This is a genomic window from Pseudomonas sp. SC11, from assembly GCF_047039205.1.
GTDB lineage: Bacteria > Pseudomonadota > Gammaproteobacteria > Pseudomonadales > Pseudomonadaceae > Aquipseudomonas > Aquipseudomonas boreofloridensis.
The window spans coordinates 1,907,473-1,920,977 of sequence record NZ_CP178183.1 but is presented as its reverse complement, the minus strand read 5'-3'; the positions used below and the strand labels follow the sequence as shown (position 1 = coordinate 1,920,977).

The window sequence follows — 13,505 nt, the reverse complement described above, 5'->3', positions numbered from 1 at the left end:
CTCCCTAAAAACCCAGGCTGGATAGCAGATCGTCGACATCGTCCTGACCGGACACGACGTCTTCACGCTTATCGGCATGAATCTGCGGACCTTCACCCCGGGCTGGATGTTTTTCTTCATCTTTTTCAGCACGCAATTGATCGTGGTCATGTTCGATACCGGCAAAGCGGTCGACTTGACTGGCCATCAACACGAGTTTGAGCAGATTGCTTTCGACCTCGGCGACCAACGCGGTGACCCGCTTGATCACCTGCCCGGTCAGGTCTTGGTAGTCCTGGGCGAGCAGAATGTCGTTGAGGTGACCGGCCACCTTGCGGTTGCCTTCGGCGCTGTGCGTCAGGAAACCGTCGACGCGCTTGACCAACTCGCGAAACTCGGTGGCCGGCACTTCGCGACGCATGAAGCGCTGCCAATCGGCCGACAACGTCTGCGCCTCGGCCGACAGGTCGTTGAGCACGGGCGTGCTCTCCTCGACCAGGTCCATGGTGCGGTTGGCCGCGTTCTCGGTCAGGCGGACCACGTAGGACAGCCGTTCGGTGGCGTCGGTGATCTGCGACACTTCCTCGGCCTGCGGCATGCGCGGGTCGATCTGGAAGCTGACGATGGCGCTGTGCAGCTCACGGGTCAGCTTGCCGACCTCTTGATACAAGCCACGGTCTCGGGTCTGGTTGAGCTGATGGATCAGCTGCACCGCCTCGCCGAACTGGCCGCGCTCAAGGCTCTGCACCAGTTGTTCGGCATGCTTCTTCAGGGTCGACTCGAACTCCCCCAAAGAATCTTTTTTTGATTCCATAGCGCCCCCAGACATGCTTCAGCCGTTGACGCGTTCGAAGATCTTCTCGATCTTTTCTTTGAGCACCTGCGCGGTGAATGGCTTGACTACATAGCCGTTGACCCCGGCCTGAGCCGCTTCGATGATCTGCTCGCGCTTGGCCTCGGCCGTCACCATCAGCACGGGAATCCCCTTGAGCCGGTCGTGGGCGCGCACCTTGCGCAGCAGATCGATGCCGGACATGCCGGGCATGTTCCAGTCGGTCACCAGGAAGTCGTAGTGGCCACTTTCGAGCATCGGCAACGCCGTGACGCCGTCGTCGGCCTCTTCGGTGTTGGTGAAGCCCAGATCACGCAACAGGTTCTTGATGATCCGCCGCATCGTCGAGAAGTCGTCAACGATGAGGATTTTCATGTCTTTGTTCAATTAGACCTCCAAGCAGTCTTAAACGCGCTCGTCTCACAAGCGCGCGCTCAATCAATTCGGCACCACGTACAACGACTGCAGCGAATCGGGGCTCAGCGTGCCCGCCATTCTCCCAGGCGGCTGCGCAGACGCGCCGCGCACTGGCTGTGCAACTGGCTCACGCGCGATTCACTGACCCCCAGCACTTCCCCGATCTCCTTGAGGTTCAGTTCCTCGTCGTAGTACAGGGCCAGGACCAGACGCTCGCGCTCCGGCAGGTTGGCGATCGCATCGGTCAGCGCGGCCTGGAAGCGCTCGTCTTCCAGATCGCGCGACGGCTCGACCTGACCACTGACCCCATCCTCGTGCAGCCCCTCGTGTTCGCCGTCCTGCAACAGGTCGTCGAAACTGAACAGACGGCTGCCCAAGGTATCGTTCAGGATCCCGTAATAATCGTCGAGACCCAATTGGAGTTCGGCAGCAACCTCGTGATCTTTAGCGTCACGACCGGTTCTTGCTTCGACGCAGCGAATCGCGTCGCTGACCATACGCGTGTTGCGGTGCACCGAACGCGGCGCCCAGTCGCCCTTGCGCACCTCATCGAGCATCGCACCGCGGATGCGAATACCGGCGTAGGTCTCGAAGCTCGCGCCCTTGCTGGCGTCGTATTTGTTAGCCACCTCCAGCAAACCGATCATGCCGGCCTGGATCAGGTCTTCGACCTGCACGTTGGCCGGCAGGCGCGCCAGCAGATGGTAGGCGATACGCTTGACCAGCGGCGCATAGCGCTCGACCAGCTCGTATTGGGCGTCCTTGGAGGCTTTGCTGTACATCTTGAAACCGCTCGCGTTCATAGCACTGGTCCCGCGCTGGTAGGTTGCACCAGGCGCTCGACGAAGAACTCCAGGTGGCCGCGCGGGTTGGCCGGCAACGGCCAGCTGTCGACCTTCTGCGCGATGGCCTTGAACGCCAGGGCGCACTTGGAGCGCGGAAACGCCTCGTAGACCGCGCGCTGCTTCTGGACCGCCTTGCGCACGCATTCGTCATAGGGCACGGCGCCGACGTACTGCAAGGCAACGTCGAGGAAACGGTCGGTGACCTTGGTCAACTTGGCGAACAGGTTGCGCCCTTCCTGCGGGCTCTGCGCCATGTTGGCCAGGACGCGGAAGCGGTTCATGCCGTAATCGCGGTTGAGCAGCTTGATCAAGGCGTAGGCGTCGGTGATCGAGGTGGGTTCGTCGCACACCACCAGCAGCACTTCCTGGGCGGCGCGCACGAAGCTGACCACCGAGTCACCGATGCCCGCAGCGGTGTCGATCACCAGCACATCGAGGTTGTCGCCGATTTCGCTGAACGCCTGAATCAGCCCGGCATGCTGTGCCGGCGCCAGGTGCACCATGCTCTGGGTGCCGGAGGCCGCTGGCACGATGCGCACACCGCCCGGCCCCTGCAGGAGCACATCGCGCAGCTCGCAGCGCCCCTCGATGACGTCGGCCAGGGTGCGTTTGGGCGTGAGCCCCAGCAGCACATCGACGTTGGCCAGACCCAGGTCGGCGTCCAGCAACATGACCCGGCGGCCGAGCTCGGCCAGTGCCAGGGACAGGTTCACTGAAACGTTGGTCTTGCCGACGCCACCTTTGCCACCGGTGACGGCGATCACCTGTACGGGATGCATGCTACCCATGTCTGTTATTTACCTTGTCTCGCGTGGGACTTGCCCACTTGAAGGGTCGCTGTCGACTCCCGGGCGCCGTGCATCGTCAACCTACGCGCTTGTCGGGATTGTGGTAGAGATCAGCGAACATGTCGGCCATGGCCTCCTCGCTGGGATCTTCCTGCAACTGCACACTGACAGCGCGACTGACCAATTGGTGCCGGCGCGGCAGCTGTAGATCGTCGGGAATGCGCGGACCATCGGTGAGATAGGCCACGGGCAGTTCATGACTGATGGCCAGACTCAGCACTTCGCCGAGGCTGCCGGTTTCGTCGAGCTTGGTCAGAATGCACCCGGCCAGTCCACAGCGCTTGTAGCTGTGGTAGGCGGCGGTGAGCACCTGCTTCTGGCTGGTGGTGGCCAGTACCAGGTAGTTGCGCGCGGCGATGCCGCGCCCGGCCAGCGACTCGAGCTGCATGCGCAGGGCCGGGTCGCTGGCCTGCAGGCCGGCGGTATCGATCAGCACCACGCGCTTGCGCAGCAGCGGTTCCAGGGCTTGGGCCAGCGATTGGCCCGGGTCGACGTAGGTCACCGGCACGTTGAGGATGCGGCCCAGGGTCTTGAGCTGCTCCTGCGCACCGATGCGGTAGCTGTCCATGCTCACCAGCGCCAGGTTGTGCGCGCCGTACTTGAGCACGTAGCGCGCCGCCAGCTTGGCCAAGGTGGTGGTCTTGCCCATGCCGGCGGGACCAACCATGGCGATCACCCCACCCTCTTCCAGCGGCTCGACCTCCGGCACCTGGATCAAGCGCGCCAGATGCGCCAGGACCATGCGCCAGGCCTGGCGCGGCTCGTCGATCTCGCCGGCCAGTTGCAGCAGCTCGCGGGCGATCGGACCGGACAGGCCCAGGCGCTGCAAGCGCCGCCAGAGATTGGCCTGCTGGGGCTTGTTGCCCTGCAGTTGGCCCCAGGCGAGCGAGCCGAGCTGCACTTCGAGCAATTCGCGCAGACCCGAGAGCTCGGAGCGCATGGCGTCGAACACGCGGCGATCGACGCCCGACACGGCCGCAGCCGGCGCGGCAGCGGGCGCCTCGACATGCGGCTCGACCAGCGGTTCGGAAGCGGTCAGCGAAAGGCCGGCGAACAGTTGACGGTTGCCCGCCTCGACGTCGCCCCGCCCGTCCAGTTCGGCCTGGGCGGTAGCGATACGCGATTGGGTCTTGCGCAGCTCGTCTTCCAGCTCCAGGTTGGGCACGCGCGGGGCCAGGGCGGACAGTGTGTAGTCCAGCGCGGCCGTGAGCTCGACACCACCGGCAATGCGCCGGTTGCCGATGATCGCGGCATCGGCACCAAGCTCATCGCGGACCAGTTTCATGGCCTGACGCATGTCGGCGGCGAAAAAACGCTTAACTTGCATAACCCACTACCTCAGCCGTTAGGGCCCACGGTGGCAACGATGGTGACTTGCTTGTTGTCCGGTATTTCCTGGTAGGCCAGCACGTGCAGATTGGGCACGGCCAGACGACCGAATCTCGACAGCATGGCGCGGATGGGACCGGCCACCAGGAGAATGGCCGGCTGGCCCTGCATCTCCTGGCGCTGCGCCGCTTCGATGAGCGAACGCTGCAGCTTCTCGGCCATGCTCGGCTCCAGGAGAACACCGTCTTCCTGACCTTGCCCGGCCCGTTGCAGACTATTGAGCAAGATCTGTTCCAACCTGGGCTCCAAGGTGATCACAGGCAGCTCGGACTCAGTGCCTACAATGCTTTGCACGATGGCGCGGGACAAGCCGACCCGCACCGAGGCCACCAGCGCGGCGGTATCTTGACTCTTGGCCGCATTGTTGGCGATGGCTTCGGCAATGCTGCGGATGTCACGCACCGGCACCTGCTCGGAGAGCAGCGCCTGCAAGACCTTGAGCAGCCCCGACAAGGAAATGACGCCTGGCACCAGTTCCTCTGCAAGTTTGGGCGAGGCTTTGGCCAGCACTTGCAGCAACTGCTGGACCTCTTCGTGGCCGATCAACTCGTGGCAGTGCTTCTGCAGAATCTGGTTCAGGTGCGTGGCAACCACGGTACTGGCATCGACCACCGTATAGCCCAGCGACTGCGCCTGGGCGCGCTGGGCGACATCGATCCACACCGCCTCCAAGCCGAAGGCCGGGTCGCGCGCGGCGATGCCGTTGAGGCTGCCGAACACCTGACCGGGGTTGATGGCCAGCTCGCGGTCCGGATAGATCTCGGCCTCGGCCAGGATCACGCCCATCAGCGTGAGACGGTAGGCGCTGGGCTGCAGGTCGAGGTTGTCGCGAATGTGCACGGTGGGCATGAGGAAGCCCAGGTCCTGGGACAGCTTCTTGCGCACGCCCTTGATCCGCGCCAGCAGCTGCCCGCCCTGGTTGCGGTCGACCAGGGGAATCAGCCGATAGCCGACCTCCAGGCCGATCATGTCGATCGGTGTGACGTCGTCCCAGCCCAACTCCTTGGTTTCCATCGCACGCTGCGGCGAAGGCAGCAGATCCTGCTGGCGCTGCGCTTCCTGCAGGGCCGTCTGCTTGGCCTTCTGCTGCTTCTTCCACACCAGGTAGGCGCCGCCGCCGGCCAGCAGGCCGAGGCTGAGGAAGGCGATGTGCGGCATGCCCGGCACCAGGCCCATGACCACCATCAAGCCGCCGGAGACGGCCAGCGCCTTGGGCGAGTCGAACATCTGCCGGTTGATCAGCTTGCCCATGTCCTCGGAGCCCGAGGCGCGGGTGACCATGATCGCGGCGGCGGTGGACAGCAGCAGCGACGGCAACTGCGCCACCAAACCGTCACCGATGGTGAGCAGCGCGTAGACCTTGCCGGCATCGCTGAAGCTCATGCCGTGCTGGAGCATGCCGATGAGCATGCCGCCGATGAGGTTGATGAACAGGATCAGCAGGCCAGCGACGGCGTCGCCCCGGACGAATTTGCTGGCACCGTCCATCGAGCCGTAGAACTCGGCCTCCTGGGCCACTTCGGCACGACGCGCCTTGGCCTGGGCCTGGTCGATCAGGCCGGCGTTGAGGTCAGCGTCGATGGCCATCTGTTTGCCGGGCATGGCGTCCAGGGTGAAACGCGCGCTCACTTCCGAGATACGCCCGGCACCTTTGGTCACCACCACGAAGTTGATGATCATGAGGATGGCGAACACCACCGCACCGACCACGTAGTTGCCGCCGATCACCACTTCGCCGAACGCCTGGATCACCTTGCCCGCCGCGCCATGCCCTTCCTGGCCGTGGAGCATCACCACGCGGGTGGAGGCCACGTTCAGCGCCAGACGCAGCAGCGTGGCCACCAGCAGGATGGTCGGGAAGGCGGCGAAGTCCAGCGGGCGCAGGGCGTACACGCAGACCAGCAACACCACGATGGACAGGGCGATGTTGAAGGTGAAGAACACGTCGAGCAGGAACGGCGGGATGGGCAACATCATCATTGCCAGCATCACCAGCAGCAACAGCGGCACACCCAGGTTCCCCCGGCCGAGACCGGCCAGGTTGTTGCGGGCGTTGCTGAGTAACTGAGCGCGATCCACCGGGTATCCTCTTCGAGCAGAAACTTGACGCCTGGACAGCGCCTGGGCGGTGCTCTGCAAGAAGCTTTCCAACTTTGCCTGGGGTGCGATAGGGCGTGGTCCCGGTGGGGGCGGCGGTTCGCCGCAGCGCCCTAGCGGTGACCGAGCAGGACGCTCTGCGACACGCTCAACTGTCGCGGCGAAGATCTGGCGGAATCGGCAGGTCCTTGTTCAGCGGATCCGGGGCCTTGCCGCGTCCCGAGCGGTACTGGCGAATCTGGAAGACGTAGGCCAACACCTGCGCCACGGCCAGGTACAGGCCCGCCGGAATCTCGTTTTCCAGCTCGGTGGAGTAGTAGATCGCCCGCGCCAGCTCGGGCGACTCGAGGATCTGCACCTTGTGCTCCTGGCCGATCTCGCGAATCTTCAAGGCCAGGAAATCCGTGCCTTTGGCCAGCAGCAGCGGCGCCGAACCGCCCTTTTCCGGGTCGTACTTCAGGGCCACGGCGTAGTGGGTCGGGTTGGTGATGATGACGTCGGCTTCCGGCACCGCCGCCATCATGCGCCGCTGAGAAGCCTCGCGCTGCAACTGACGAATACGCTGCTTGACCTCGGGCTTGCCCTCCATGTCCTTGTACTCATCGCGCACCTCCTGCTTGGTCATCTTCAACTTCTTGTGAGTCTGCCAAAGCTGGAACGGCACATCCGCCAGGGCGATCAGCAGCAACCCCGACGCCATCCACAACGCGCTCCACCCGACCACCTGGACGCTGTGAATGATCGCCTGCTCCAGCGGCTCCTTGGCGATCGCCAGCAATGCCTCGCGGTCGTTGGTCAACACCACCAGCGCGACCACCAACACCAGGCAGAACTTGGCCAGCGCCTTGAACAGTTCGGTCAGCGAATTGAGCGAGAACATGCGCTTGATCCCCGACAACGGGTTCATTCGGCTGAACTTGGGCTGCAACAGCGAACCGGAAAAGATGAAGCCCCCCAGCACGACGGGCATCACCAGCGACAGCACGAACAGCAGCACCAGCACCGGCTGAGTGGCCCAGATGGCCATCTTGCCCGAGGCCATGAGGAACGCGCCCATCGAGCGCTCGTCCACCAGCACTTCGCGCGACAGGGTGAAGTTCATGCGCATCAGGGTCATCAGCGTCTCGGCCAGATAGCCGCCGAAGGCCAGCAAGGCACCGGCGCCGCCAAGGGTGATGGCGAAGGTGTTGAGCTCCTTGGAACGCGCGATCTCGCCTTTTTCGCGGGAGTCGCGCTTGCGTTTGTCGGTGGGTTCCTCGGTCTTGTCCTGACCGCTCTCGCTCTCGGCCATGCTCAGCGCACCCGTGCCAGCTCACGCAGCCACTGCAAGGCCTCGCTGGCCAGCTGCTGATAGTGGGAAAGGATATCGGCCAGCCCGACCCAGAACACGCCGAGCCCCAGCACCAGGGTCAGCGGAAAACCGATGGAGAAGATATTGAGTTGCGGCGCCGCGCGGGTCATCACGCCGAAGGCGATGTTGACCACCAGCAGCGCGGTGATCACCGGCAGGATCAACACCACCCCCGCACCCAGCACCCAGCCCAGGCGACCGGCGATATCCCAGAAGTGCTCGACCACCAGCGCGTTGCCGATCGGCAAGGTGGTGAAGCTCTCGGTGAGCACCTCGATGACCACCAGGTGGCCGTTCATCAACAGGAACAACACGCTCACCAGCATGGTCAGGAACTGGCCGACCACCGCCACGTTGACGCCGTTGGCGGGGTCGATCATCGAGGCCATGGCCATGCCCATCTGAATTGCCACGATCTGGCCGGCGATGACGAAGGCCTGGAACAGCATCTGCAACGAAAAGCCGAACAGTGCACCGACGATGATCTGCTCGGCGCACAGCAACACGCCGCGCAGGCTCAGGGGCTCGAATTCGGGCATCGGCGGCAGGCCGGGCACGATCACCACGGTGATCGCCAGCGCCGCGTACAGGCGAATGCGCGCAGGCAGCATGCGGGTACCGAACACGGGCATGGTCATCAGCACCGCGGTGACCCGAAACAGCGGCAGGATGAAGGTGGCGACCCAGGTGCCGATCTGCGCAGCGGTCAGCTCGAGCATGCGCCGCTCACCCGATCAACTGCGGAATGCCGCTGTACAGGCCGGTCATGTATTCCATGAATTTCTGCACCAGCCACGGCCCGACCACGATCAGGGTGACCAGCATCACCAGCAGGCGCGGCAGGAAGCTCAGGGTCTGTTCGTTGATCTGCGTGGCGGCCTGGAAGATCGCCACCACCAGACCGACCAGCAAGCTGGGCACCACCAGCACGGCCACCATCATGGCGGTCAGCCAGAGCGCCTCGCGAAACAGGTCGACTGCGATTTCCGGGGTCATGCGACACCTCCTGGAGCGGGCTCAGACACCGCCGAAACTGCCGGCCAGCGTACCCATGATCAACGCCCAGCCATCGACCAGGACGAACAGCATGATCTTGAACGGCAGCGAAATGATCAGCGGCGAAAGCATCATCATGCCCATCGCCATCAGCACACTGGCGACCACCATGTCGATGATCAGAAACGGGATGAAGATCATGAAGCCGATCTGGAACGCAGTCTTGAGCTCCGAGGTGACGAACGCCGGGACCAGAATGGTCAGCGGCGCCTGGTCGGGGCTGGCGATGTCGGTGCGCTTGGACAGGCGCATGAACAGGTCCAGGTCACTCTGCCGGGTCTGCGCCAGCATGAAGTCCTTCAGCGGGCCTTGGGCCTTGTCGATCGCCTGCTGGGCGGTCATCTGCTCGTTCAAATAGGGCTGCAGGGCATCGCGGTTCACCCGGTCGAACACCGGCGCCATGATGAACATCGTCAGGAACAGCGCCATGCCGGTCAGCAACTGGTTCGAGGGCGTCTGCTGCAGGCCCAGGGCCTGACGCAGGATGGAGAAGACGATGATGATGCGGGTGAAGCTGGTCATCAGAATGACGAACGCTGGAATGAAGCTCAGCGCCGTCATGATCAGCAGGATCTGCAGGCTGACCGAATATTCCTGTTGGCCGTTCGGCCCGTTGCTCAAGGTGATGGCCGGGATCGACAACGGATCGGCGGCCAAGGCCAGCGGCGCGGCCAGCAGCAGCGCCAGGGTCAGGATCGTGCGCAACGCGCGGTTCATCGGCGGTTGTCCTTGTCGTGCTTGCCATCCTTGCCCATCAATTCGAGCAGGCGCTGGGCAAATTCCGGCGCGGCCTGGCGCGCGCTGTCCGGCACCGGCACGGGTTCGGCCAGCACATGCAGGGCTTCGATGCTGCCAGGGCTGTGACCGATGAGAATCTGCTCCTTGCCCACCTGCACCAGCACCAGCCGATCCCGCGGCCCCAGGGCTCGGCTGCCGAGGATCTCGATGACCTGGCCGCCACGCGGTTGCGCCAGTTGCATGCGCCGCAGCAACCAGGCCAGCAGGAAGATCACCCCGACCACCAACAGCAGGCCCAGGACCATCTGCGCCAGTTGTCCGCTCAGGCTGTCAGGCGCGGGGGCTGCGGCGGGCGCCGGCGCGACGGCAGCGCTGGCCAGCACCGCCTCGCTGGCGAGCAGGGCCGCGCAGGCGCCCAGGGCGCGAATCATGGCCTTCACTCAGCGCAGCTTCTTGATGCGTTCGCTTGGGCTGATCACGTCGGTCAGGCGGATGCCGAACTTCTCGTTGACCACCACCACCTCGCCGTGCGCGATCAGGGTACCGTTGACCAGTACGTCGAGCGGCTCACCGGCCAGGCGGTCGAGCTCGATCACCGAGCCCTGGTTCAGTTGCAACAGGTTGCGGATGCTGATTTCCGTGGCGCCCACTTCCATCGAGATGCTCACCGGAATGTCCAGGATCACATCCAGGTTCGGGCCTTCGAGGCTGACGTTCTCGTTCGGCCGTGGCGAGCTGGCGAACTCTTCCATCGGCAAGCGACCGGGGCCGGAGGCGCGTCCGGCATCGGCGGCCAGCAGCGCGTCGATGTCAGCCTGGCCGGCATCGCCGGTCTCTTCCAGGGCCGCGGCCCACTCATCGGCCAGGGCCTGTTCCTCCGGGGAGGTGATCTCGTTTTCGTTAGCCATAAAGTCCTCGACAAGCTTTCAATGCGTTGTACGATCGCGCCGCCGTCAGCGGCGCTCGATCGGATCGATGATCTGCAGCGACAGGGTGCCCTTGTGCGAGCCCAGCCGGGCCTTGAACGACGGCACACCATTGGCACGCAGCACCAGGTTTTCAGGCAGCTCCACCGGGATCACGTCGCCGGGCTGCATGTGCAGGATGTCGCGCAGCTTGAGCTGGCGACGGGCGACGGTGGCCGAGAGCGGCACGCTGACGTCCAGCACGTCTTCGCGCAGGGCCTTGACCCAGCGCTCGTCCTGGTCGTCAAGGTCGGACTGGAAGCCCGCGTCGAGCATCTCGCGCACCGGTTCGATCATCGAATAGGGCATGGTCACGTGCAGGTCGCCGCCACCGCCATCGAGCTCGATATGGAACGTCGACACCACCACCGCCTCGCTGGGCCCGACGATGTTGGCCATGGCGGGGTTGACCTCGGAGTTCATGTACTCGAAGTTCACCGGCATGATGGCCTGCCAGGCTTCCTTGAGGTCGACGAAGCACTGGTCCAGCACCATGCGCACCACGCGCAGTTCGGTGGGGGTGAATTCACGGCCTTCGATCTTGGCGTGGCGGCCGTCGCCGCCGAAGAAGTTGTCCACCAGCTTGAACACCAGCTTGGCGTCGAGGATGAACAGCGCCGTGCCACGCAGCGGCTTGATCTTGACCAGGTTGAGGCTGGTGGGCACGTACAGCGAATGCACGTACTCACCGAACTTCATCACCTGCACGCCACCCACGGCCACGTCGGCCGAGCGGCGCAGCAGGTTGAACATGCTGATGCGGGTGTAGCGGGCAAAGCGCTCGTTGATCATTTCCAGGGTCGGCATGCGACCGCGAACGATCCGATCCTGGCTGGTCAGGTCGTAGCTCTTGACGCTGCCAGGCTCGGCTGCGCTCTCGGTCTGTACCAGCCCATCGTCGACGCCATGCAACAGGGCATCGATCTCATCCTGGGACAGCAGGTCCTGCACGGCCATCGGTCGGCTCCTACTGCAATACGAAATTGGTGAACAGCAGCTGGTCGATGACCGGCTTGCCGACTTCCTTCTGCGCCACTTCCTGGACCACCGCAGTGGCCTTCTGGCGCAACATTTCCTCGCCCACGGCGCTGCTGGCCAGGCTGTCGAAGCCCTGACCGGAGAACATCATCACCAGGTTGTTGCGAATCACCGGCATGTGCACCTTGAGGGCATCGAGGTCGGCCTGGTTGCGGCCCTGCATGGTGATGCTGACCTGCATGTAGCGCTGCCGGCCGTTCTGGTTGAAATTGACCACGAAGGCCGGTGCCAGAGGTTCGTAGATTGCAGGGGGCTTGACGTTGGCCTGCGCAGGATCCGCCGCCGGTGCGGGTTCGCTCTTGTGCATGACGAACCAGGTGGCGCCCACCGACAGGCCAACGGCCAGCAGCAAGGCCAGTACCACCAACAGGATCAGCTTGAGTTTGCCTTTAGTGGCGGGGTCTTTGACTGCGTCGCTCTTCGCCATGCCAATAATCCGTCGTCCATCGTGGTTTCAAGAAAGGATGACGAGGCTTGAGCAAGTGTTATGCCAGATCTGTCGGACTGTCTGCAGACGCGGCTCAGGCCGCGCCTGCAGGAACGTCAGGCGTAATAGTCGACCGCACTGTCGCCGATCACCACCTGCTGCTCGGCAGGCCGAGCGGTGTCGCCCGGCTCGGCGTTGTCGCCGCCCTCCCCGGCCCGCCGCGCCGCGACACCGGAGAAGTTCGAACTCCCCTGCTGCGCCTGCTGTTGCTGCTGGCGTGACTGATCGGCAACGTTGACGTCAGGTTGGGCCAGGCCCTGCTGGGCAAATAGCTCGCGCAGGCGGTGCAATTGGCTGTCGAGGGTATCGCGCACCCCGGCGTGGCCACTGATGAAGGTGATCTGGGTGGCTTGGTCCGCCGCCACGTTGACGCGGATGTCCAGGCGACCGAGCTCGGCCGGCTCAAGCTGGATATCGGCCGACTTGAGGTTCTGACTCGACAAGTACATGACCCGGTTGACCAGCCCCTCGCTCCAGGCCCCCTGATTCATGACCAGGGGCTGCTGCAGCGGATTGCTCGGGGCCACCGCGTTGGCAGTCTTTGGCGTGACGGCCTGGGTCAGGTTGGCCAGACGGTTGGCGAAGTCATCGACACGGGTGTCGCTGTCGGCTTTCTTGACGTCCTTCAGACCCGTCGAAAGCAGTTCCGAGAAGCCCTTCTCGCCATGCTGGGTTTGACCGCGCGGCGACTCACCCTCCGCTTCCACCAGCAGATTCGCCAAGGTATTGACAGTGCCCGATGCACTGGCGTCCTGTCCTGGCGTCTTTTCGTTCTGGGACGAGGCATGCGTAGAGGTCGTGCCTTTGGCCTGGGCACTCTGTTCGAGGGCCAAGCGCAAGGTCGGCATGTTCGCCAAGGGGTCGGCTTCGGGATCGAAGTCGCCATCTCCCGGTTTTTCCTCTGTGCCAGGCGCCGCCGCCGCTGCCTGGGTGGTGGCCACAGGAGGCTGGACCGCCGCCTGAAGCACTGGCGCGACCGCCTCGGCCTGGGCCTGGATCAACTGCGCCCCGGTCTGGGCGTCGGTGACCTGCCCCGCCACCAAATTGGCGTCGACCGATCCAGGTTCGACGGGGTGTTCTTCAGCGTTGCCGGTCGAAGTCTGCACATCGTCTTCGGCAGGCGCTGACGGGCCGTCGCGGTCGTGGGCCTTTTGCTCGGTGCGCGCAGGGACCTGGTCGCGAGCCGCTGGCAAAGGCTTGCCATTGACGGCAAGGGCTGCGGGCTTGTCATTGCCGCTTTTGCCGCTGGGTGCAAAATCGGCTTTGTCCTTCGGTGCCGCTTGGACCGGCTTGTCGGCGCGCATCGCGGGCTGATTGCGCTGCTGACGGGCCATCAGTTGGTCGAAGCCGCCGCCCTGTAAACCCGGCGCCTGCACAGGTTTTTCCGGCACTGCCGTGCTTGGCCGCGAGGCAGGGCTGGCGTGGCCGGGTTGCAGCAAGGGGTTGGATGCGACAGGCATTGA

15 protein-coding genes are annotated in these 13,505 nt (G+C 64.1%); all 15 read right to left on the bottom strand.

The genetic code is table 11. The features are described from left to right. Nucleotides 1-4: 4 nt before the first annotated feature. Nucleotides 5-793 carry a protein phosphatase CheZ gene (locus tag ACK2SD_RS08965; RefSeq protein ID WP_029614960.1) on the bottom strand — a complete coding sequence of 263 codons (789 nt, stop codon included), beginning with the start codon at nt 791-793 and terminating at the stop codon, nt 5-7. Between the two features lie 18 nt (nt 794-811). Further along, nucleotides 812-1,186 (bottom strand): chemotaxis response regulator CheY, encoded by a 375-nt coding sequence (locus ACK2SD_RS08960; protein WP_162889548.1) that lies wholly within the window; start codon nt 1,184-1,186, stop codon nt 812-814. Nucleotides 1,187-1,290: 104 nt separating this feature from the next. Then, on the bottom strand, nt 1,291-2,031 hold the full coding sequence (gene fliA / locus ACK2SD_RS08955) for an RNA polymerase sigma factor FliA (RefSeq protein WP_029614958.1): 741 nt from the start codon (nt 2,029-2,031) through the stop codon (nt 1,291-1,293). After that, nucleotides 2,028-2,870: a MinD/ParA family protein gene (gene fleN / locus ACK2SD_RS08950; protein WP_205419329.1), complete on the bottom strand. Its 843-nt coding sequence runs from the start codon at nt 2,868-2,870 to the stop codon at nt 2,028-2,030. The genes fliA and fleN overlap by 4 nt, the downstream gene beginning before the upstream one ends. A gap of 67 nt (nt 2,871-2,937) precedes the next feature. Next, nucleotides 2,938-4,248: a flagellar biosynthesis protein FlhF gene (flhF, locus tag ACK2SD_RS08945; protein WP_039578918.1), complete on the bottom strand. Its 1,311-nt coding sequence runs from the start codon at nt 4,246-4,248 to the stop codon at nt 2,938-2,940. A gap of 11 nt (nt 4,249-4,259) precedes the next feature. After that, complete coding sequence (flhA, locus tag ACK2SD_RS08940; protein ID WP_039578921.1) at nt 4,260-6,389, bottom strand: flagellar biosynthesis protein FlhA; 2,130 nt, start codon at nt 6,387-6,389, stop codon at nt 4,260-4,262. 166 nt (nt 6,390-6,555) lie between these two features. Further along, nucleotides 6,556-7,698 (bottom strand): flagellar biosynthesis protein FlhB, encoded by a 1,143-nt coding sequence (flhB, locus tag ACK2SD_RS08935; RefSeq protein WP_039578922.1) that lies wholly within the window; start codon nt 7,696-7,698, stop codon nt 6,556-6,558. A gap of 2 nt (nt 7,699-7,700) precedes the next feature. Further along, nucleotides 7,701-8,477: a flagellar biosynthetic protein FliR gene (fliR, locus tag ACK2SD_RS08930; RefSeq protein ID WP_039578925.1), complete on the bottom strand. Its 777-nt coding sequence runs from the start codon at nt 8,475-8,477 to the stop codon at nt 7,701-7,703. A 7-nt stretch (nt 8,478-8,484) separates the two neighbouring features. Continuing rightward, nucleotides 8,485-8,754 (bottom strand): flagellar biosynthesis protein FliQ, encoded by a 270-nt coding sequence (gene fliQ, locus ACK2SD_RS08925; RefSeq protein WP_029612405.1) that lies wholly within the window; start codon nt 8,752-8,754, stop codon nt 8,485-8,487. 21 nt (nt 8,755-8,775) lie between these two features. After that, complete coding sequence (fliP, locus tag ACK2SD_RS08920) at nt 8,776-9,531, bottom strand: flagellar type III secretion system pore protein FliP (protein ID WP_039578927.1); 756 nt, start codon at nt 9,529-9,531, stop codon at nt 8,776-8,778. After that, nucleotides 9,528-9,992, bottom strand: a complete 465-nt coding sequence (gene fliO, locus ACK2SD_RS08915; RefSeq protein ID WP_412461913.1) for a flagellar biosynthetic protein FliO — start codon at nt 9,990-9,992, stop codon at nt 9,528-9,530. The genes fliP and fliO overlap by 4 nt, the downstream gene beginning before the upstream one ends. Beyond that, the gene (gene fliN / locus ACK2SD_RS08910; protein WP_039578932.1) at nt 9,993-10,460 is read right to left on the bottom strand and encodes a flagellar motor switch protein FliN; all 468 of its coding nucleotides are present in this window, start codon (nt 10,458-10,460) and stop codon (nt 9,993-9,995) included. It lies immediately after the preceding gene. 45 nt (nt 10,461-10,505) lie between these two features. Next, on the bottom strand, nt 10,506-11,474 hold the full coding sequence (fliM, locus tag ACK2SD_RS08905) for a flagellar motor switch protein FliM (protein WP_029612408.1): 969 nt from the start codon (nt 11,472-11,474) through the stop codon (nt 10,506-10,508). A 10-nt stretch (nt 11,475-11,484) separates the two neighbouring features. Beyond that, nucleotides 11,485-11,982, bottom strand: coding sequence for a flagellar basal body-associated protein FliL (fliL, locus tag ACK2SD_RS08900; protein WP_029612409.1), 498 nt, complete (start codon nt 11,980-11,982; stop codon nt 11,485-11,487). Nucleotides 11,983-12,098: 116 nt separating this feature from the next. Then, nucleotides 12,099-13,502 (bottom strand): flagellar hook-length control protein FliK, encoded by a 1,404-nt coding sequence (locus tag ACK2SD_RS08895; RefSeq protein WP_412461912.1) that lies wholly within the window; start codon nt 13,500-13,502, stop codon nt 12,099-12,101. Between the last annotated feature and the right edge of the window lie 3 nt (nt 13,503-13,505).

Excerpts from the sequence above, each read along its gene's own strand:
- fliN (WP_039578932.1), bottom strand. The coding sequence starts at position 10,460 with ATGGCTAACGAAAACGAGATCACCTCCCCGGAGGAACAGGCCCTGGCC.
- fliM (WP_029612408.1), bottom strand. The coding sequence starts at position 11,474 with ATGGCCGTGCAGGACCTGCTGTCCCAGGATGAGATCGATGCCCTGTTG.
- fliP (WP_039578927.1), bottom strand. The coding sequence starts at position 9,531 with ATGAACCGCGCGTTGCGCACGATCCTGACCCTGGCGCTGCTGCTGGCC.
- fliR (WP_039578925.1), bottom strand. The coding sequence starts at position 8,477 with ATGCTCGAGCTGACCGCTGCGCAGATCGGCACCTGGGTCGCCACCTTC.
- fliA (WP_029614958.1), bottom strand. The coding sequence starts at position 2,031 with ATGAACGCGAGCGGTTTCAAGATGTACAGCAAAGCCTCCAAGGACGCC.
- ACK2SD_RS08960 (WP_162889548.1), bottom strand. The coding sequence starts at position 1,186 with ATGAAAATCCTCATCGTTGACGACTTCTCGACGATGCGGCGGATCATC.
- flhB (WP_039578922.1), bottom strand. The coding sequence starts at position 7,698 with ATGGCCGAGAGCGAGAGCGGTCAGGACAAGACCGAGGAACCCACCGAC.
- fliL (WP_029612409.1), bottom strand. The coding sequence starts at position 11,982 with ATGGCGAAGAGCGACGCAGTCAAAGACCCCGCCACTAAAGGCAAACTC.
- ACK2SD_RS08895 (WP_412461912.1), bottom strand. The coding sequence starts at position 13,502 with ATGCCTGTCGCATCCAACCCCTTGCTGCAACCCGGCCACGCCAGCCCT.
- flhF (WP_039578918.1), bottom strand. The coding sequence starts at position 4,248 with ATGCAAGTTAAGCGTTTTTTCGCCGCCGACATGCGTCAGGCCATGAAA.
- ACK2SD_RS08965 (WP_029614960.1), bottom strand. The coding sequence starts at position 793 with ATGGAATCAAAAAAAGATTCTTTGGGGGAGTTCGAGTCGACCCTGAAG.
- fliQ (WP_029612405.1), bottom strand. The coding sequence starts at position 8,754 with ATGACCCCGGAAATCGCAGTCGACCTGTTTCGCGAGGCGCTCTGGCTG.